The organism is Streptomyces sp. iso_384 (genome assembly GCF_056172905.1).
In genome coordinates this window covers 4,355,344-4,374,138 of sequence record NZ_JBWBTT010000001.1, presented here as the reverse complement: position 1 = coordinate 4,374,138, position 18,795 = coordinate 4,355,344, and the positions used below count along the sequence as shown (strand labels likewise).

Annotated in this window: 18 protein-coding genes and 5 pseudogenes; 10 read left to right on the top strand and 13 right to left on the bottom strand. The window is 70.0% G+C overall.

Features of this window, described 5'->3' with window-relative positions; all coding sequences use genetic code 11:
- The first annotated feature begins 58 nt into the window (after window positions 1–58).
- Window positions 59–1,024 carry a pirin family protein gene (locus AC0VY3_RS19640; protein WP_475550161.1) on the top strand — a complete coding sequence of 322 codons (966 nt, stop codon included), beginning with the start codon at window positions 59–61 and terminating at the stop codon, window positions 1,022–1,024.
- Window positions 1,025–1,225: 201 nt separating this feature from the next.
- Here the strand turns inward: AC0VY3_RS19640 and AC0VY3_RS19635 are convergent, their stop codons facing one another.
- Window positions 1,226–1,759 carry a hypothetical protein gene (locus AC0VY3_RS19635; protein WP_475550160.1) on the bottom strand — a complete coding sequence of 178 codons (534 nt, stop codon included), beginning with the start codon at window positions 1,757–1,759 and terminating at the stop codon, window positions 1,226–1,228.
- 89 nt (window positions 1,760–1,848) lie between these two features.
- Between AC0VY3_RS19635 and AC0VY3_RS19630 the strand changes: the two genes are divergently transcribed.
- Together AC0VY3_RS19630 and AC0VY3_RS19625 are read left to right on the top strand one after the other, a co-directional pair.
- Entirely contained in the window at window positions 1,849–2,517 is a 669-nt protein-coding gene (locus AC0VY3_RS19630) for an MOSC domain-containing protein (RefSeq protein ID WP_103511885.1), read from the top strand.
- A gap of 396 nt (window positions 2,518–2,913) precedes the next feature.
- A complete protein-coding gene (locus AC0VY3_RS19625) occupies window positions 2,914–3,843 on the top strand; it encodes a cation diffusion facilitator family transporter (protein ID WP_475550159.1) in 930 nt (309 codons plus the stop codon).
- Between the two features lie 76 nt (window positions 3,844–3,919).
- On the opposite strand, the gene AC0VY3_RS19620 is transcribed toward AC0VY3_RS19625, so the two are convergent.
- The 7 genes from AC0VY3_RS19620 to AC0VY3_RS19590 all read right to left on the bottom strand — a co-directional run bounded on the left by AC0VY3_RS19620 (window position 3,920) and on the right by AC0VY3_RS19590 (window position 9,863).
- Window positions 3,920–4,471 carry an acyltransferase family protein gene (locus tag AC0VY3_RS19620; protein WP_258047365.1) on the bottom strand — a complete coding sequence of 184 codons (552 nt, stop codon included), beginning with the start codon at window positions 4,469–4,471 and terminating at the stop codon, window positions 3,920–3,922.
- Window positions 4,472–4,649: 178 nt separating this feature from the next.
- Complete coding sequence (locus AC0VY3_RS19615) at window positions 4,650–5,096, bottom strand: acyltransferase family protein (RefSeq protein ID WP_475550158.1); 447 nt, start codon at window positions 5,094–5,096, stop codon at window positions 4,650–4,652.
- A gap of 125 nt (window positions 5,097–5,221) precedes the next feature.
- Window positions 5,222–6,271, bottom strand: a complete 1,050-nt coding sequence (locus AC0VY3_RS19610; protein WP_475550157.1) for a Rossmann-fold NAD(P)-binding domain-containing protein — start codon at window positions 6,269–6,271, stop codon at window positions 5,222–5,224.
- 112 nt (window positions 6,272–6,383) lie between these two features.
- Entirely contained in the window at window positions 6,384–7,958 is a 1,575-nt protein-coding gene (locus AC0VY3_RS19605; protein ID WP_475550156.1) for an MFS transporter, read from the bottom strand.
- Between the two features lie 215 nt (window positions 7,959–8,173).
- Window positions 8,174–8,467, bottom strand: a complete 294-nt coding sequence (locus AC0VY3_RS19600; protein ID WP_475550155.1) for an AMP-binding enzyme — start codon at window positions 8,465–8,467, stop codon at window positions 8,174–8,176.
- Window positions 8,464–9,672 (bottom strand): AMP-binding protein, encoded by a 1,209-nt coding sequence (locus AC0VY3_RS19595; protein ID WP_475550154.1) that lies wholly within the window; start codon window positions 9,670–9,672, stop codon window positions 8,464–8,466. The genes AC0VY3_RS19600 and AC0VY3_RS19595 overlap by 4 nt, the downstream gene beginning before the upstream one ends.
- Window positions 9,669–9,863 carry a hypothetical protein gene (locus AC0VY3_RS19590; protein WP_103511887.1) on the bottom strand — a complete coding sequence of 65 codons (195 nt, stop codon included), beginning with the start codon at window positions 9,861–9,863 and terminating at the stop codon, window positions 9,669–9,671. Before AC0VY3_RS19590 ends, AC0VY3_RS19595 begins: the two co-directional genes overlap by 4 nt.
- Between AC0VY3_RS19590 and AC0VY3_RS19585 the strand changes: the two are divergent.
- The 3 genes and pseudogenes from AC0VY3_RS19585 to AC0VY3_RS19575 all read left to right on the top strand — a co-directional run.
- Window positions 9,832–11,121 (top strand): annotated as a pseudogene (locus AC0VY3_RS19585) (KR prefix domain-containing protein); the annotation flags it as partial. The gene AC0VY3_RS19590 and the pseudogene AC0VY3_RS19585 overlap by 32 nt on opposite strands.
- Before the next feature lie 44 nt (window positions 11,122–11,165).
- Complete coding sequence (locus AC0VY3_RS19580; RefSeq protein WP_475551706.1) at window positions 11,166–11,546, top strand: acyl carrier protein; 381 nt, start codon at window positions 11,166–11,168, stop codon at window positions 11,544–11,546.
- A pseudogene (locus AC0VY3_RS19575) lies at window positions 11,537–11,724 on the top strand (MarR family transcriptional regulator); the annotation flags it as partial. The gene AC0VY3_RS19580 and the pseudogene AC0VY3_RS19575, both read left to right, overlap by 10 nt.
- Before the next feature lie 327 nt (window positions 11,725–12,051).
- Here AC0VY3_RS19575 and AC0VY3_RS19570 read toward each other — a convergent pair.
- Window positions 12,052–13,083, bottom strand: coding sequence for a sodium:calcium antiporter (locus AC0VY3_RS19570; RefSeq protein ID WP_103511926.1), 1,032 nt, complete (start codon window positions 13,081–13,083; stop codon window positions 12,052–12,054).
- Between the two features lie 428 nt (window positions 13,084–13,511).
- A pseudogene (locus tag AC0VY3_RS19565) lies at window positions 13,512–13,650 on the bottom strand (TerD family protein); the annotation flags it as partial.
- A gap of 243 nt (window positions 13,651–13,893) precedes the next feature.
- Here AC0VY3_RS19565 and AC0VY3_RS19560 point away from each other — a divergent pair.
- The 3 genes from AC0VY3_RS19560 (at window position 13,894) to AC0VY3_RS19550 (ending at window position 16,748) form a co-directional block, all read left to right on the top strand.
- Window positions 13,894–14,295: a BlaI/MecI/CopY family transcriptional regulator gene (locus AC0VY3_RS19560; protein WP_103511889.1), complete on the top strand. Its 402-nt coding sequence runs from the start codon at window positions 13,894–13,896 to the stop codon at window positions 14,293–14,295.
- A gap of 3 nt (window positions 14,296–14,298) precedes the next feature.
- On the top strand, window positions 14,299–15,231 hold the full coding sequence (locus AC0VY3_RS19555) for a M56 family metallopeptidase (RefSeq protein WP_103511890.1): 933 nt from the start codon (window positions 14,299–14,301) through the stop codon (window positions 15,229–15,231).
- Between the two features lie 107 nt (window positions 15,232–15,338).
- The gene (locus AC0VY3_RS19550; protein WP_475550153.1) at window positions 15,339–16,748 is read left to right on the top strand and encodes an LCP family protein; all 1,410 of its coding nucleotides are present in this window, start codon (window positions 15,339–15,341) and stop codon (window positions 16,746–16,748) included.
- An 83-nt stretch (window positions 16,749–16,831) separates the two neighbouring features.
- Here the strand turns inward: AC0VY3_RS19550 and AC0VY3_RS19545 are convergent.
- The 3 genes and pseudogenes from AC0VY3_RS19545 to AC0VY3_RS19535 all read right to left on the bottom strand — a co-directional run bounded on the left by AC0VY3_RS19545 (window position 16,832) and on the right by AC0VY3_RS19535 (window position 17,608).
- A pseudogene (locus AC0VY3_RS19545) lies at window positions 16,832–17,043 on the bottom strand (GlsB/YeaQ/YmgE family stress response membrane protein).
- 8 nt (window positions 17,044–17,051) lie between these two features.
- A pseudogene (locus tag AC0VY3_RS19540) lies at window positions 17,052–17,286 on the bottom strand (sporulation protein); the annotation flags it as partial.
- Window positions 17,287–17,386: 100 nt separating this feature from the next.
- On the bottom strand, window positions 17,387–17,608 hold the full coding sequence (locus tag AC0VY3_RS19535; protein ID WP_103511891.1) for a hypothetical protein: 222 nt from the start codon (window positions 17,606–17,608) through the stop codon (window positions 17,387–17,389).
- Between the two features lie 150 nt (window positions 17,609–17,758).
- Here AC0VY3_RS19535 and AC0VY3_RS19530 point away from each other — a divergent pair, with 150 nt between their 5' ends.
- Window positions 17,759–18,667 (top strand): ion transporter, encoded by a 909-nt coding sequence (locus AC0VY3_RS19530; protein WP_475550152.1) that lies wholly within the window; start codon window positions 17,759–17,761, stop codon window positions 18,665–18,667.
- Window positions 18,668–18,795 lie beyond the last annotated feature (128 nt).

The following is an 18,795-nucleotide window of genomic DNA, read 5'->3' as shown; positions in this document are numbered from 1 at the left end:
TAAAGTTCTGGCGTGGGACCCCGGTGCCCCACGCCCCCACGGGAATAGGTTGAGCGCCATGAGCAATCTCGATCGCCAGGCAACGCCCTCCGTCTGCGGAGGACGCGGCTTCGTCGTCGCCGAGCCCGTCCGTGAGCTTCTCGCCCCCCGCCGTGTCCAGCTCGGCGAGAGCACCGAGGTCCGCCGGCTGCTGCCCAACCTCGGCCGGCGCATGGTCGGCGCCTGGGCCTTCGTCGACCACTACGGACCCGACGACATCGCCGACGAGCCCGGAATGCAGGTCCCGCCCCACCCCCACATGGGCCTCCAGACCGTCAGCTGGCTGCACGACGGGGAGGTCCTCCACCGGGACAGCCTCGGCAGCCTCCAGACGGTGCGCCCCCGCGAGCTGGGCCTGGTGACCTCGGGCCGTGCAATCAGCCACTCCGAGGAGAGCCCGAAGGGCCACGCCCGGCTGCTGCACGGAGCGCAGCTCTGGGTGGCCCTCCCTGATGCGCACCGCGCTGTCGAGCCGCACTTCCAGCACCACACGGACCTGCCCGTCGTCACCGCCCCCGGCCTCGCCGCCACCGTCATCCTGGGCGAACTGGACGGGACCGCCTCGCCCGGCACCGCGTACACCCCGATCGTCGGCGCCGACGTGACCCTGACCGCCGGGGCCCAGGCCCGCCTGCCTCTGGACCCCGACTTCGAGTACGCGGTCCTGTCGATGTCGGGCGAGGCCGAGGTGGACGGCGTCCCCGTGCTGCCCGGCTCGATGCTCTACCTCGGCTGCGGCCGCACCGAACTGCCCCTGCGCGCCGTCTCCGACGCCGGTCTGATGCTCCTGGGCGGCGAGCCGTTCGAGGAGGAGCTCGTGATGTTCTGGAACTTCATCGCCCGATCCGGTGAGGAGATCGTGCAGGCGCGAAACGACTGGGAGACGGGCTCGCGGTTCGGCGAGGTGCAGGGCTACGACGGTGCCCGCCTGCCCGCCCCGGAACTGCCCACGACCCCGCTGAAGCCACGTGGACGAGTGCGCTGACCTGCGGAAACCTATAGACGGTCTGGTCGTGCTTCCACCGGCGGCCGCCATGCTGGGCCCCGATCCGCATTCCGTCTTGGTGCAGGGTGCTCGGGGGGCTACTGGATTCGGGAGGAGGTGCGTCGAGTCTCGTGTTTGAGCTTGCGTGTCAGGGCTCAATCGGACCGATGCTGACCTCTTGCTGACGTTTCTGATGGCCAGTCAGGTGATGGTGGTCATTTGCTGCCTGGATGCCGGGAACCGGTCCCGGACGAAGTCGCTGAAGCGATACCGGGTGCGGCAGAACCCGCGCGCCGGACTCGTCCGGCTGACCACCGAGCCACCCTTGCCGAAGCCGGGAAGCTCCGCATCGGCCGGCTCCGGCTGGTGCTCACCGACGAGTCCCGATGTCGAATGAGCCCCGCCCGGGCTGACCTTCCGGGCGTGAGAACGCCCTACCCACCGTTGTGACGGGCTACGGCACACCTCCGCTCGCGCGGAGAGCACGGCTCCCTCCGTCAGGGATGGATGCACACCGGGCTCGTGGTCGACGTGCTGGTCGGAACGGGCCGCCACGGCGCGCTGACCGTCGCACGGGCACGCTGAGCAGCCGGGCTCAAGCCCCAGCGCCGTATCGACGCGAAGATCCTCTTCGACCTGGTGACGCTCTTCTTCGGCGTAGTCGCGGGCGCCGGTGCCCTGGCCGCCCTGGTGGTGGCCTACCGCCGTAGGCGTGTGGATGAGGAAGGCGCTCACGGGAAGCCACCTCGCCTCGACATCGAGTGCCGGCCAGGATGTCCGCGCGGACTCCCTTCCGGTGTCGCGCGGACGTACGATGCGGCGGCGTGAAGATCTTGAGCGTCAACGTCGGGGTCTCGCGGGCCGTCGACTACACCAACGCCCCGTCGGGGACCACGGGCATCGACAAGCGCCCCGTGGAGGGCCCGGTCCGGGTCACGCGCCCCGGACCGGCGGGCGTCGGTGCGAGCGGGCTGTCCGGCGACGCGGTAGGTGACCTGCGGTTCCATGGCGGCGACGACCGGGCCGTCTACGCGTTCGCGCGCGAGGATCTGGACGGCTGGGAGAGGGAGTTGGGGCGTCAGCTCACCCACGGGTCGTTCGGCGAGAATCTCACCACGCTCGGCGTCGGGCTGCGCGACGCCTTGGTCGGTGAGCGCTGGCGCCTCGGTCGGAAGGTCGTGCTCGAAGTGACCGGCGGCCGCCTTCCTTGCCGTACGTTCGGGGCATGGCTGGGGGAGCGGCGATGGCTGCCGCGCTTCACACAGGAGGCGTCCCCGGGCGTCATGCTGCGCGTCATCGAGCCCGGTGAGCTGTGCGCGGGCGACGAGATCGAGGTCGTGCACCGCCCGCCTCACGATGTGACCGTATCCCGGTTGTTCCGTGCCCTGACGGTGGAGCGCGAGGCTCTTCCGGGGGTGCTGGTGGCGGCCGAGTGGATGGAGCGGGAGCAATTGGAGATCGCTCGCGCGTACACGGCCAAGCACGGGGAATGACGCCCGGGCGTCGAACGTCCGCTTCTCGCCCTTGCGCGCGGCTTCCTATTCTGCATGGCGGATGCATCTGGGGGGTCCACGAGCTTGATATCGGTTTTCATCCCGAATGAATTCGGTAATTGATAACCGTCTTCATTGTGATATTCGAAGTGCCGAGAATTAAGCGCTTTACTTCCCTGGCCCGTGTGCCTCGTAGAGCGATGGGAATTCGATGAATCATCGGCATCAGCATGCCGACGGCGACGTGGCGAAGCGAAGCGGTGACCATCATGACCACGCCCATCCGCACATGCGCGACCTGCGTGCGGGGGAGGCGGAGGACACGTACACAGCCATGCGGGGCATGGTCACGGCGGCCACAGCCACGGTCACGGCCACGCGGGCCACAGTCACGGGGTGGCGCCGGACGCCGACCGCCGGTGGTTATCCCTCTCCCTCGCGCTGATCGTCGGCTACATGGCGGTGGAGATCGTCGTCGCGTTCGCCGCGCAGTCGATGGCCCTGCTGGCGGACGCGGCGCACATGCTCTCCGACGCGGGGGCCATCGCCCTCGCCCTGTGGGCGATGAGGCTCGCGAGCCGGCCGGTTCGAGGCCGCTACACCTACGGCCTGAAGCGCGCGGAGATCCTCTCGGCCCAGGTCAACGGGCTCACCCTGCTGCTGCTCTCGGCCTGGCTGACGTACGAAAGTATCGAGCGCCTCTTCGACCCGCCCGAGGTCGGCGGGACCCTGGTGCTGGTGACCGCGCTCGCGGGTGTGGCGGTGAACCTCGTCGCGGCTTGGTGCATGCCGAAGGCCAACCGGTCCTCGCTCAACGTCGAGGGTGCTTTCCAGCACATCCTCACTGACCTCTACGGCTTCATCGCGACAGCCGTCTCCGGCGCTGTCGTCATGACGACCGGCTTCGCCAGGGCCGACTCCATCGCCTCCATGATCGTGGTCGTGCCCATGGTCCGGTCGGGAGTCTCGCTGGTCCGGGCCTCGGGAAGGATCTTCCTGGAGGCCGCACCCGCCGACCTCGACCCCGGTGCCGTGGGCAGCGGCATGGTCGGCCACGACGGTGCGGTCGAGGTGCACGACCTGCACATCTGGGTGATCACCTCGGGCCAGCCCGCGCTCTCCGCCCACGTCCTCGTGGAGCCCGGCGGCGACTGCCACTCGGTGCGCAAGAAGATCCGGGGCCGGCTGCGCGAGGACCACGGCATCACGCACGCCACGCTGGAGGTGGACCACGCTCCGGAGCGGATCGCCGACGCGGCCGATGCCGACCAGCACTGCGAGGAGCCGCACGGTGCCGTGCTGCGCAAGGAATCACCGGTCGGTTGACCCCTGGACCGGACTGCCCCGGTAAATCCCCCGTCGGGGCGGTCCACCCTCAGCCCCTGAACCGTGTTCGTACGGTTCAGGGGCCCACCGGCTTCTCCTCGAGGGGCGCCCCGGTCCTCGGGCGTGCGGGCGGCCGCCCCGACCCCCAGTGCCGCGTCGCGGGCCGCTCCACCAGGACGCTCACCGCCCACGCCGCCAGCAGGGAGAGCCCGAAGATGAGCACGGCGGAAGCGGCCCGCACCGCACCGGAAGCCGTGTGCGCCTCGTCGATCAGGCGATAGGTATGGGTCAGCACCAGCATATGGACCATGGAGAAGGCGAAGGAGACGTCGCCGAGCCACACCATCGGACGAGTCCGCACCAGCGATGCCGAACCCCTGATGTCGGCCCCCGCACCCGCCAGCACGAGCAGCGCCATCGGGATGACGAGGACCGCGGATATCGCGTAGAGGAAAGGCACCTGGAGCGCGAGGGGGTAGCCGAGCGCGAGCGCGGGCAGCGCGTGCCGGAAACGCACCGCCACCCGGGTGCCCTCCAGCACCGCCCGGGCGAGCAGGATGCCGAGCACGAACTCGAGGAGCCGGCTGAGCGGGAGCACGTAGACGAACCAGTACTGGTGCAGCGTCACCGGGAACGAGAAGAACGTGGGCTCGGAGGGGAAGGCGACCGTCGCGATCAGGGGGGGCCGCGATCACGGACAGGGCCGCGGCGCTGGCACACGCCCACAGCAAGCGGGCAGGTATGCGCCGGACCAGGTGGATGAGCAGCGGGAAGGCGAGGTAGAAGAAGGCCTCGCAGGACAGCGATCAGGAGACCCCGTTGACGCTGTCGTAGACGTCGAACGTGGGGCTCCAGGACTGGACGAGGAGCAGGTTGGGGACGGCCTGCCGGGCGGCGGCCTGGCCTCCGGTCCAGTTGATCATGACGAGAGCGGCGAACCAGGTCACCGCGTGCACGGGATAGATCTTCGCCGCGCGCCGTCGCCAGAAGGACGCGGCCTTGTCGCCGGGCCGCGCGGACCAGGCCAGGACGAATTCGCTGAGGAGGAAGAAGAAGCCGACCCCGGAACGCGCCGTGATCAACGCGATCATGGCCGGACTGTTCTCCTCCCAGACCCCGTCGAACCAGATCGCCAGATAGGCGTGGGAGGCGAAGACGGCGAACGCCGCGACGAAGCGAAGACCGGTCGGCGAGAGGAGTCTCGCTGCGGAGGGAAGGGGCGGCACGGCCGTTGCCACGGCGTCTCCTGACATGCTCGAAGCGTCAAAAACGCGCCGAACGTATCAACGGAGATGGCCGGATGTATGCCACCCCTGGATGGCATCGTGGAGTCCAACTCCAGTTGCACAGGCGGCTTTCGGGGTGGTTTCGGTGACCGTCAGGCCCCTGCGAGACGCAACAGCGACGCCTCTTCCACGGGTGTCAGGCCCGCCACCGGAGGCGTGCCCGCGCCGCGGCCGAGGCGGTCCCGCAGCACCGCTTCGGCCGTCTCCGCGACCGGCCTGATCCGCAGCCCGGCCTCGAAGGACGACATGACGTCCCGCGAGAGCGCACCGTAGAGCTCGCGGGGCGGCCACAAGGGCATCGAGGGGCGGCCCGACCAGGGCCGGACCCCGGCCTCCCGCAAGACGCGCTCGGGGACGGGCACGAGTTCCAGGCCGCTGTGCCCCACGGCGTCGGCGACCTCCTGGAGCAGGGACTCCAGGGATGCCGGGGGCCCTGTCGCGTCATACACGCCGGACGTCCGGGCCGCCGCCCGGTCGACGATCCAGGAGGCGAGATCCCGTACGTCGACGCACTGGGCGGGCAGAACCGCGTCGTCGGCGTCGTCGGCCGCGGGCACGGCGGTGGCTCGGCCGCGCGCCATCCGCAGCGGCCAGTAGCCGAACGGCCCGACGTCGTCGCCGGGGCCGACGATCAGACCGGGGTGGACCACGAAGGCCGTGTCCGACGTGGCCTCGCGAACGGCCTGCTCGCAGGCGGGTTTCACGCCCCCGTAGACGGCCTGGGAGGGCTCGGGGTCACGGACGGGGTCGTAGGGGCCGACATCGGGAAGGGCGGGGCGCAGGCGCGCGGTGCGGGCCGTCTGGCCGCGGGTGTAGGTGTCGGCGTACACGCTGATCGAGGAGATGAACGTCCAGTGGTCGGCCCGCACGTCGCGCGGAGCGCGCGCGACCCAGGGCAGGGAGAGCGTCGCGGTCTCCACGACCGCGTCGAAGGTGTGGCCGCGCAGCGGGGCGAGGCCGTCCGGCGCGTTCCGGTCGGCGCGCACGAGCCGCGCTCCCGGCGGGGGCCCGCCGCCGGTGCCGCGGGCGGCACAGGTGACGTCGTGGCCGCGGGCGACGGCTTCGGCCGCCACGGCGCCGGAGACGAATCCGGTTCCGAGGACCAGCAGGCGCAGTGGAGCAGAGGGGGGCTGCGGGGACATCGCGGACTCCTGGCGTGCGGGCGCACGACGCGTCGACAACGGCAAGGGGGGAGCGCAACGGTGGGGACGAGGGTGAGGGGCGACCCCTGCCGGGGGCGCCCCTCACCCTCGGTCAGGCGGGTTCCGGCGCTGCCTCGCCCTCCTTCTCGGCGGGTTCGGGAGCACCGTTGAGCAGGTCCTTCTTGCGGACCAGGGTGAGTGCGACGCCCGCCGTGCCGATACAGACCAGCGCAGCCCACATCATCACGTGCGAGGCGCCGTCGGCGATGGCGGACTCCAGCGTGCGCCGCGCCTGGGCGGCGAGTTCGCCGGGGACGTGCTCCAGGGCGCGGGAGATGTCGCCCTGGGCGGCGGCGGAGACCGCGGCGTCGTGGTCGGCCGAACCGGTGCGCAGATCGTGGCCCGCCCGGCCCTCGATCCGGCTGCGGAACAGGACGCCGAAGACGGCGGCCCCGATGCCGGCCCCGAACATGAACAGGCTGTTGACCGCGCCGGACGCCATGCCGGCGCGCTCCTTGGGCACGACATTGACCGCGAGCGACATGGAGGGGCTGCCCGCGAGGCCGCCTCCCACACCCCACAGCAGCAGCCCGGGCAGGGCCGCCCAGATCGCCTGGTCCAGGTCGAACGACCAGGACATGGCGAGCCCGCCGAGGGCGAGGATGCCGAAGCCCGCGCCGATGATGTGCGAGGGGGAGTACTTGGCCTGGAGCTTGCCGGCGACCAGGCCCATGCCGAGCTGGGGCGCGAAGACGGCCATCATCATCAGGCCGGTCTGCAGCGGGCTCAGTCCCCGGGCGCTCTGGAAGTACAGGATGTAGTACACCGAGCCACCGATGGTGGCGAAGCGGGAGAAGAACGCGATCAGAGCGGCCGCCACGAAGGTCGGCACCTTGAACAGCGCCAGATCGAGGGTCGGGGAGGGGACCCGTCGCTCCAGGATCAGGAAGCCGGTCAGGAGCACGGCGGACACGCCGAGCTGGACCAGGGTCGCCGCGGAGCCCCAGCCCTGGTCCTCGCCCCGGGTGAGTGCGAAGTTGACCAGTCCGAGGGTGAGTACGAGCAATCCGGCGCCGGTCCAGTCGATGCCGGCGAGGGAACTGCGCGGCGGGTCGGCGGGGAGCCGGGAGCGGCACAGGAAGAGCGCGACCGCACCGATCGGCACGTTGATCAGGAAGAGATAGCGCCACTCGGTGAGGTCGACGAGGAGGCCGCCGATGACCGGGGCGACGGCACCGCAGGCGCCCAGGGTGGTGCCCCAGACCGCGATGGCCATGTTGCGGGCCTGTCCGTCGTAGACCTGTGCGATCAGCGGCATCGCGTTGGCGAGAACGAAGGCGGCGCCCACGCCCTGAACGCAGCGGGCGGCGTCCAGCGCGATGACGTTGGGTGCGATGCCGCAGGTCAGCGAGGAGAGGGTGAACAGGGCGATGCCGCCCATGAACATCGAACGCCGCCCCAGCCGGTCCGACAGGGACCCCGCCGCCTGCTGCAAGGCGCCGAAGGTGACGGTGTAACCGATGATGATCCACTGGAGGGCGGCCAGGGAGCCCCCGAGGTCGGATTGGATCTCGGGTAACGCTACGGAAACGATAGTGATATCGATAACCAATAGCGCCGAGGCGACGACGGTAATGATCAGGACGATCCGAGCCTGACGGCTCGACGTGGTATCCGTGGCGCTCACGAATTCCTCTTCCGGTGACGTTTTGTGGCAGCCCCGTCAGCCCGTGCGCTGTGCAGTGAAAATCGTTTTCGGTGAAACCCCCGGGGCGGTGCCGCTATTCAAGTTAGGGTTACCTTACCGCGCACGGTTGTGTGAGTCCAGCACTCAGTTTTTGAAGGATTTCCCGAAAGGAAATGGCTATCCCGAGGGTGCGGGGACGGTGGAGTTTCCGCCGGTCATGAGGCAGCCGCCCCGGGCAGCGCTCCGACGTCGACCTTCCCCGACACCGTCAGCGGGATGGACTCCACCGGCACGAACAGCCCCGGCACCATATGGAGCGGCAGCCTGTCCCGCAGGAACCGCCGGACGGACACGAGGTCGACGTTCTCCTCGCCGACCACGTAGGCGACGAGACCGGCCTCGTCCGCGCGACCGGTCCGGGCGAGCACCGCCGCCCGCCGAATGCCGGGATGCTCCATCAGAACCCCCTCGATCTCACCGGTTTCGATGCGCAGCCCCCGTACCTTCACCTGCTGATCGACGCGCCCCAGAAAATCGAGGTCGCCGTCGGGCAGCCGCCGTGCGAGGTCGCCGGTCCGGTACAGGCGCGCCCCCGGACGGGTGGAAAACGGATCGGGGACGAAGCGCTCCGCCGTGAGGGCGGGACGCCCCAGATACCCGCGGGCCAGACCCGGCCGCCCAGATGCAGTTCCCCGGCCTCGCCGTCCGCCACCGGCTGCCCGGTGGCGTCGAGGATGTACGTGGTGCTTCCCGTGACGGGACGGCCGATCGAGGGCTTGTCGGCATCCCGCCCGACGAGGCTCCAGGTCGAGTGCGTGGTGTCCTCGGACGAGCTGTACAGATTGTGGACGCGCCGCACGGTGCCCGTCGCGTACAGCCGGCGGGCCAGTGCGGACGGCAGCGCCTCGCCCGCCAGATTGACCGTCACCACCGACGGAGGCAGCGGCCCGCAGGGCAACAGGTCCAGCAGGAGGCTGGGCACGGTGTTCACCAGCGTCACCGGCCGGTCGGCGGCGACCACCGGCAGATGGAACACCGTCTCCGCGAGCACGACGGTCCCGCCCGCGGCCAGCGGCGCGAACAGCTCGGAGACCGACAGGTCGAAGCACATGGAAGTCGACGCGAGGGTGTAGCGGAACTCCTCCGGGGTGAAGCGGTCCAGCGACCAGTCCAGGAAGGCCGCCGCGCTGCGGTGCTCGACGGCGACGCCCTTGGGACGCCCGGTGGAGCCGGACGTGTAGAGCGCGTACGCCAGATGCCTGTCACCGCCCGTGTCCCCGCCGGCCCACGGCCGCCCCAGGGCGATGCGGTCCCAGTCGCGGTCCAGGGAGACCAGCCCGCGGGGCCGGCCCGGCCACTTCTCCCGCAGTGCCTCCTCGGTCACGATCAGCTCGGCGCCGCTGTCGCGCAGGATGAAATCCCTGCGCTCCAGCGGGAAAGCGGGGTCGATCGGGACGTACGCCGCCTCCGCCTTCAGGACCGCGAGCATGGCCACGACCATCCACGGCGACCGCCCCAGGCAGATACCCACCAGCGTCTCCGGGCCCGCCCCCAGGCCGCGCAGATGCCCGGCGAGGAGTTGAGCCGCCTCCTCGACCTCTCCGTAGCTCAGTCGCTCGCGCCCCGCCACGACGGCTTCCGCGTCCGGCGTCAACCCGGCCTGACGGGCGACCAGTTCATGGATGAGCGGACGGTACTTCCCCTCCGCGCTCATGCGGCGGCTCCGTTTCCGGCCGCAGCCCGTCGGGCGAGAAGCTCGCGTTCGACCTCCTCGGGCGACATGTGCGCGACGCTCAGGTGGACGGAGGCCATCGCCTCGGCACGGCCCGGCGTCTCGTCGGCGGCGACGATTCCCTCCGCCACCCCGGCCACCGTGGGCGACAGGAACACGGTGCGCAGCGTCATCGCATCCGAGCGTCGAGAACTCCTTCACGGCCGCCTGCGCGGTCCGCGACCCCGGCGCCACCACCGACGCGGCCTGGTCCTCTTCGTGCACCTGCGGGGCGGACCCGCCGACGCGGCCGAAGCCGTCAGAGAGATCCGCGCCCACATCGTGCGCAGGACGGGCCTCAACCCCCGCCACGTCCTGCCCACGGAGCGCGAGGACATCCCCAAGACCGAGATCGGCAAGATCCAGCGTTCCAAACTGCGCGAAAGCTTCCACACAGGCGCCTCCGCCGAGCTGATCCGCGCCACCGGCCTCGCCCTGGGCTACGAGAGGACCCTGCCCAACTGGTTCCACGAACGCCGCTGGAGCCCCGCCTCCGCACAGCGGGCGCCCCGCTCCGACGCCACGGTCCTGGTAGTCGCCGACCGACTGGGCCTGGCGGACGCCCTGGCGCCCCGGCTCGTCTCCGACGGGCGCGCCGTGGCCCGCGTCGACCTCGGTGACGCCCGCGGCCGCCCGGCCCGGGGCCACTACCGCATACGCCCGGACCACCGGGAGGACCACGCCTGGCTGTTCGACACCCTGCGCGCCGACGGCCTCACCCCCGGCGAGATCGTGGACCTCACCACCTACGCGCCACCCGTCCCGGCGGACCCGGAGCTCCCCGCACCCGCCGAGGTCGTCTGCCTGGTCCACCCCGTACAGGCCCTCGCCGCCCGCCGGGACGAGGACGGCGGCGGCGAGGTCACCCTGAGGGGCGCGGGACGCCACACACAGCACGCGGCGCCCCCGGACCGCCCCGACAGCGACCGGGCGGCCCGCCTGTCGCTGCTCGTCATCCTCGTCCAGGAGATCCCCTGGCTCACGGGCTCCCACCTCGATCTGCCCGGCGGGAGCACACCTGCCGCGGACCTGGCCCACCTCCGGACGGAACTGACCGCCCGCTCCGGCGACTTCGAGGCCGCCGTACGCGGCGGCCGTCGCCTCGTCCCGCGTCTCGCCCCACTGCCGCCCACGCCCGCGCGGGCCGAACCGCCGCTGCGGCACGGGGGCGTGTACGTCGTCACCGGCGGTCTCGGCGGTCTCGGCGCCCAGGTCTGCGCCCACCTGCTGGACGCGTACGACGCCCGGCTTCTCATCCTCGGCCGTACGCCGCTTCCCCAGGAAAGCGAGGAGGCGGACGACCCCGCCGTCCGGTCCCGCTCACAGACGCTCCGGTCGCTCCGGTCACGGAGCGGCGATGTCCTCTACGTCACGGCCGACGTCTGTGACGCCGACCGGACGCGGGCCGACCAGCTGCACCCCGGCCGACACGGACAGTGCGTCGGCCTCCAGCGGTCCCGCCGCGCCGGCCGTGCCCCACCCAGGAACTGGTCGTCCGTACGTGGTGCGAGTTCCTCCAGCTCGACCGGGTGGGCCCGCACGACAACTTCCTCGACCTGGGCGGACACTCACTGCACCTGGCCCGGGTGCACAACCTGCTGGAGTCCGACCTGGGGCGCGACTTCTCGATGGTCGACCTCTTCCGCCACCCCACGGTCGCGAGCCTGGCCGCCTTCCTCGAAAACCCCGGCCGCTCCCTCGCGGACCAGGGCCGCGGCACAGACCCGTGCGGACCGCCGCCAGTCGGCCCGCAACCGGCGTCGGTCCCGCTGACGGCTCCTCTCCGGCGGCGTCCGCCGCCGGAGGCGGGCTGGTGAGCGACGAGGACTGCCCCGACGACGGGCGCGGGTCCTTCATCGTCGCCACCCTGCCCGATACCAGGCGATCGAAGGCGCTGCGGCCGTACACGTCGAGCACGTACGCCGACTGTTCATCGACGCCCTGACCAAGGACGAGCTGGACACGCTCACCAGGATCTCGAGCCGCGTCGTCTGATCCGGCCCGGGGGAGAGGAGGTTCATCGGCGGCGCGCGGGGCGCTGCCGCCGTGCGGTCGGGCACACGAGGACGCCCGCACGGCGCTGTGCTGATCTTTCCGTACCGTGCGCGGTGGTCGGTGAGCGGTGCGCGGTATGCCAGGTGGCCCTCTTCGAGGTTGAGTTGGCGGGAAGCGGCGTCTGCCGTGGGCGAACCGGCCAACGCCATCGGGGCCATGCACCGGGAATGGATCGGCGTAGGCAGTCGTCGTACTCGGGTTGCGGCAAGGAGAGCCCCGAGCCGGTGTCAGCGATGCCCGTGATTGATACATCCAGTGCGGTTGGCTTCAGAAGGCGAGCACGGCAACGGTGCTCGCGTAGATGGTGATGAGCAGGATTCCGTCGAAGCCGATTTTGAGCCAGCCGCGCTTCTGGCGGACGAGGAGGCCGCCGAGCAGGACTGCCGTCATGACTAGCGCACTGCTCGTCAGGAACAGTTCGTCCTGGTTCGCGGCGTGGAAGAGGGACCCGCCTCGATAGGCGATGTCGCCGACGACGAGGTTGAGTGCGTCCAGGCAGTTTCCGCCGACGACGGCGGCGATGGCCAGCGTGACGGCTCCGCGCCGGACGGCTGCAATGGAGGTGACCGCCTCTGGGAGGGCGTTGACAAGGCCCATGAACACTGCGCCGACCAGACCGGCGCTCAGGCCGGTGTGCTCTACGATGCCCTCTGCGGCGCGGGCTACCGCCCAGCCCCCGACCATGACGAGGCCCGCTACGGCCGCGAACTCGGTCCACAGCCGTGATGTCTTGTGACCGGCGAGCCCTTCGGTGTCTTCGCTCGCGACATCGGAAACGGTTTCCCTGGTGGGCACCGCGCGCCACATGGGTTTGCCACGGGAGCGGATGAGCTGTAGACCGCCGACGTAGAAGGCCACCATTGCGGCGGATGCCGGATGCAGGCCCAGAACAGTGACCGAGGGGCTGAACGACGCCATCAGAGCGATGCCCAGCAAACCGATCAGCAGGCAACCGAACAGCATGTTGGGCAGCGACGCGGCGGCGTGTTCGAGGTTGACTCTCCTGAGGAAGGCGTCGGCGGCGACGAGTGCGAGGGTCTGTGCCGCGATACCGCCGACAGCGTTGCTGTATGCGAGGTCGGGTTGGTCCGCGGCGGCGCTGACCGCGGTCATCACGATGCCCGAGAGAGACGTCACGAGGCCGAACAGCACCGCGCCGAACAGAGCTTCTCCCCAGCCGGTGCGGTCGGCGAGGGTATCGCCCACCCCCGCGAGCCGGATACTGCATACGACGGTGATGGCCGTGGCCAGGAGGAAGATCCCGATGCTCCAGCTCAGAGGCCACACGTCGGTCAGCAATGCGGACATGAACGCCTTTCGCCGGTGTGAGGCAGCGGGGAGTGATCGACTCTCTCGTACCACGGATCACCCGCTCTACACGACACGTACTCAACGCACCCCGTGTCGGCGAGCGTGATCGTCCGATCTTCCCTTCGGGCCTACGCGAGCGCCTCTGCGTGGCCAGATCGGTTGCCTTGAGCTGCCGCGGTGCGGATCGGGTGAGGTCGTGCGCGATCCTGTCCAGGGTTCACCGGGTGGTCTCGATGTGCCCGAGCAGGTGAACGGACGTGGATGCCGCAGCCCTGCCGGTGGCTCCCTCCTGGCCCACCGAAGTGGCTCCTGAAGGAAGGCAGCCAGGTCGCCGATGGGTTATGGGCTTCCTGTCCGGGCGTGAGAGAAACCATCGATTCTGGCCGGCCGAACCGGTTTCCCGGCCTCGTCGACCATCGGTGCGCTCGCGTCGAGGTCGTAGTCGGCACCGGTCGTCGTGCGGACGTCCCAGCCCAGGCCTACCAGCACGGCGGACAACCCCGGCGCTTCCTTGCTCAGCGAGACATTGCCGCCCTTGGCGAGGCTCACACCCATGTCGTTTCCCTTCTCAAGACCTGCGCCCGGTGACGGGAACACCACTCCGGGCCCCTGTGTGACACCATCGGAAATCTACAAATTTGTCGAAGCTGATAGGTGTGTGAACTGGGCGTGCCGATGGGCGCCTTCCGGTCGCACGGGCGTTCTGGTCGTGGAGAAGGCCGGCATGGACCGGCCAGTACGATGCCTCCTCGACGCTCGTACCGGTTCGGGGCGGCGGAACGGAAAGGAGGCCGCGCCATGGTTGACGGCACGGAGAAGGCGAGCCCGGACGGACGCGGTCGCAGGCGCCAGGGCGAGCTCGAGACGCAGGTGCTGTCGGTGCTCGGCTCGGCCCCGGGTCCGGTGGCTGCCGCGTGGGTGCAGAAACGGCTCGGCGGCAATCTGGCGTACACGACGGTCATCACGATCCTGACCAGGCTGTACGCGAAGAAGGCGGTGGCCCGCACCAGGGTCGGCCGGTCCTTCGAGTGGACGCCGGTGGCTGACGGGGCCGGTCTGGTGGCTATGCGCATGCGCAAGCTGCTCGACAACCAGAAGGACCGCGATGCGGTGCTCTCCAGTTTCGTGTCGTCTCTGTCCTCACACGACGAGCAGCTCCTGCGCTCCCTCCTCAACGAAGCTGATGATCCGGAGCGTTGAGCGATGGGCGTCTTCGTCTTCCTGCCCCTGATCCTGCCGCTGACCGCACTGCCGATCGCGCGGCTGGCCGAACAGCATCTGCATCCGCGCATCGCGGCGTTGATGCTGACCTGGGTGGGGGCGATCCTCGCCGCATGCAGCACGCTGTGCCTCGGGCTCCTGGTCGTGGTCGGTACGGCGCAGTTACCCGGCAACCCGTTGCCCGACAGCTGGTCCGATCCCGAGGTGCGAGAGGCGGTTCCGTACGACGAGGTGGCCGGGAAGGCGTCCATCGGCGCCCTCGCCCTCGTGGTCGCGGCGTGCACGCTGGCGCTGAGACGGCACTACGGCTTCCGTGCCCGAGCCCACCGCACGCTTGCCGCGCATCCGGATGCTTCGCAGGTCGCCGTGCTCGCCGACGAGGTGCCGTACGCGTACGCGCTGCCGGGCTCTCCGGGCCGGATCCTGGTCTCCACCGGCATGCTCTCCGGCCTGAGCCGGGCAGAGAGCCGCGCGCTGCTCGCCCATGAGCGCGCCCACCTGGCCGGACGGCACCACCGCCTTCTGCTCACGGTGCAGCTCGCCGGCTGCGCGAACCCGCTGCTGCGCCCGTTCCGGGCGGTGGTGGGATACAGCACGGAACGCTGGGCCGACGAGGAAGCTGCCCGGGTCACCGGGGACCGGCGGACAACGGCTCGCGCCGTCGGCAAGGCCGCGCTGATCTCCAGGCGCGCGGTAGTACCCGGCTTGGCCGCCTTCGCCGAGGCTGGTCCGGTACCGCGACGTATCGCTGCTCTGCTGGGGCCGGTTCCGCCGATTGGTGGTTGGCCACCGGCACTGACTGCCGCCGGTATGGCCGCCATCGTCGCCGCAGCCGGAACGGCCGTGTCGACCCTGTCCGCGCTCAACGCGGCGATCGCCTTGTTCTTCGTTCTGCAATCCGCCACCTACGGGTAGCCCACGGGGTCCGACCAGGTATCACGCCTCTACGCGACTGTAGGGTTCACGCGCCGCATGGAGCCGCGGTGGCAGACGAATCAGCGCGAAGAACCGGAGGGCACCAGGTGGGTACGCAGGACCGGAGGCGGCGCGGCCGCCGGGCACAGCCGACGCGGCGACGCCGCAAGGCGCAAGAGGGGGCTGCTCGGCTGACCCGACGTGGACGAATAGCAGTGTGGGTCTGTGGCACGCTGGCTGTCCTCGCGCTGGTGGCAGCCGGGGCCGGGGTCTGGGTCTACCAGGGGCTGGACGGAAACATCAATGCTGCGGACGTGGACAACAAGCTGGGCGGCGACAGGCCGGTCAACCTGAGTCCGGGCTCGAAGAACATCCTGGTGGTGGGCTCCGACTCGCGTGACGGCAAGAACGCGAAGTACGGCAAGGGCCTGGTCACCATGCAGTCGGACACCCTGATGGTCCTGCATCTGTCCGCGGACCGGCAGTGGGGCACGGTGGTCTCCTTGCCGCGGGACTCCTGGGTGAGCCTTCCGGCGTGCGAGCGCGGCGACGGGTCGTTGTCCACGCCGAGTCATTCCAAGATCAATGCAGCCTTCGCCATCGGTGGTACGAGCGGTGATGTCTCGGCAGCCGCCGCCTGCACGACCAAGACGGTGGAGCAGTCCACCGGCCTGCGCATCGACCACTTCATGTCCGTCGACTTCCAGGGCTTCAAGGGCATGGTCAACGCCCTCGACGGTATCGAGGTCTGTCCCGAGACGGCGATCCGCGACGAGAAGGCACGCCTCGACATGGAAGCGGGGTGCCAGACCGTCAAGGACGAGAAGGCTCTCGGGTACGTCCGCACCCGCTACAGCGTCGGGGACGGCTCAGACCTCGGACGCATCGGTCGGCAGCAGGAGTTCATGAAGGCCCTCGCGACGAAGGCGCAGCAGAAGCTCACCAGCCCGGCCGCTCTGTACGACTTCCTGGACTCGGCGACCAGGTCCCTGACCACTGACGAGAAGCTGGCGGGTATCAAGCCGCTGACGGGGCTCGCGAACGAGATCAAGGACATCCCGAGCGACCGGCTCACCTTTCTGACCGTGCCCAACTACGGACGCGAGGCGGACGTGCCCTCCGACAAAGCCAACGTGGTGTGGCAGTACCCGCAGGCCGCCGACCTCTTCGCCTCGCTGGCCAAGGATCAGGAGATCGACAAGGAGAAGGTGGCGGCGGACTCCACGGACCCGGTGTACGCCGCTACGGTGCGCGTGCAGGTCCTCAACGGCAGCGGGGTGCCCGGTCAGGCAGCGAAGGTCGCCGAATCGCTGAGGACGGCGGGCTACACCATCACCGGCACCGGCAACGCGCCCGACTCCGCCGGGAAGACCGTGGTCACCCACCCGGAGGGCCTCGAAAAGCAGGCCGAGGTGCTCGCATCCCGGCTGCCCGGTGTCGCGATGAAGCCTGACGTGGGTGCCACGGCCGGTACCGTCACGCTCATCGTAGGCGCGGACTTCACCGGCATGCGCTGACGCCACCTATCGGCCAGGAAGGCGGAGTGGGCCTGCGGCTGAGTGCCGCGGGCCCACGCCTTCTTCACGCCCGGCGCCGCACGTCAGCGCCGGGACTTGACGCGTTCGAGCGCGGCGACGCCAACGACGGCGCGGCCGATCTGGATCAGCATTCGATCCAGTCGATGCCCTTGGAGTCCGCGACACCCAGCCCGGCCGCGATGGCGGTGCCCAGGAAAGCGGCAGTGATACCGACGAGGATGGTCCACAGGATGCCGATGTGCTGCCGGCCCGGCAGGACGAGGCGTCCCAGCACGCCTCCCCTGCGAGGCGGAAGCCGCCTCCGACAGTGAAGCGCTCGAAGGAGACCGTCCCTTCGGCTTCGCCGTCCTCGTGCTCCGCCTCGACGCGGGCGACGAGCTCCAGGGTGATCTGTTCGATGTCGAAGTCGGCTTTCCCGCACCCGAGATGGAGCTGTGCAGCGTCCCACCGGGCTGGACCGGGCCGCGCTCCAGGACGGTGTCCACGGTGGGGCGCCTATGCCGAGCGACCCGAGCAGCCTCTTTTGAACACCGTCGTGGTGTTCTCTCCTTCAGGTGTACGTGGAGGTTCGGGGGAGTGGGTTGCCGCACCCCGGGGGCGGCAACCCACCGATCTGCCTACTTGGCGGCCGCGTCCAGTGCCGCCAGGGCCTGCGCCCAGCGGACGTACTTCAGCTCGGCGAGGTCGCGGACGGTCTTGACACCGAACGCCTCCTGCAGCAGCTCGCCGTCACGGTCCGAGACGCCCTTCAGGGCACCGACGGGAGCGGCGAGTATCTCCGGCAGACTCTCGTCCGCCCATGCCTTGTCCAGCACCTTGCCCAGGTCGATCGACGCCATGAAGTCCTCCTCGGGAGTGGATGATTGGCGGGTCCGGCTCGCAATATCTACACGCATGTAGAAGCATAGGGGCGGTCACCCCCCTCCGGCCGCATACCGCTGCGGCTCACGTGAAATGTCCGGAACAGGTCTGCGAGGAAACCAAACGCCATGTCCGAACGGACGGTTGCGCATCTGCGGCGCGGGCTCGCCCACCGCAGCCGCCGCGTCGTGGACTCCAGCGCCTTCTCCAGCGCCGTGTTCTGTCTCATCGCGGCCAACGCCGTCCTGCTCGGAATCGAGACGTACAGCGGTGTCGTGCATCAGTGGCACGGCGCCCTCAAGGCCGCGGAGCACTTCTTCCTCGCCGTCTTCACTGCCGAGATACTCCTACGGACAGCCGCCCACGCCGACCGCCCCGGGGACTTCTTCCGCGACCCCTGGAACGTATTCGACCTGCTCGTTGTCGCTCTGGCCGTCATGCCGTTCGCCCGTGAGAACGCCACCGTGCTGCGGCTCCTGCGCCTGGCGCGCGTACTGCGTGCGGCGCGTTTCCTGCCGCAGCTGCGGATCGTGATCGTCGCCGTCGGCAAGAGCCTGCCCGGCACCCTGAGCTTCGCCCTCGTCGGGGCGCTCCTCCTGTACGTGTACGCCATGGTCGGCTGGGTGTTCTTCGCCGACGAGGACCCCGAGCACTACGGGTCACTCGGCCGCGCGGCTCTCACGCTCTTCCTCCTCATCACCCTCGACGGCCTCGGCGACGCCGTACGCGGCGGCCTGGAGATCTCCCGCTGGACCGTCTTCTACTTCGGCTCGTTCGTTCTGCTCGGCTCGTTCGTGCTGGTCAACCTCCTCATCGGCGTCGTCATCAATTCCCTGGAGGAAGCCCGGGAGCTGGAGAAGGAGCGGGAGGGGGGCGTGCCGGGGCAGCAGCCGCGAGTGGACAACCCGGCAGAGGCTCTGCGGGCACAGCTCGCCGCAGCACGTCAGGCCCTGGACGACGTCGAATCCGGCCTCGCGGCGCCGTCGGGATCCTGCACGTGTCGGTGCACCGGGCGGACGGCGCAGGCGGGCCTGTGAAGCTCCGGGAGTGCGGAAGATTGCTCCAGCGTGGAGTCACTCGGCACCCGTTTTGCTATCCCTTTACCATGAGGTTGGGGGCACTGTCCTCAGCAGTGGGCCGAACCGACCGGAGAGGGAGTGAGCGA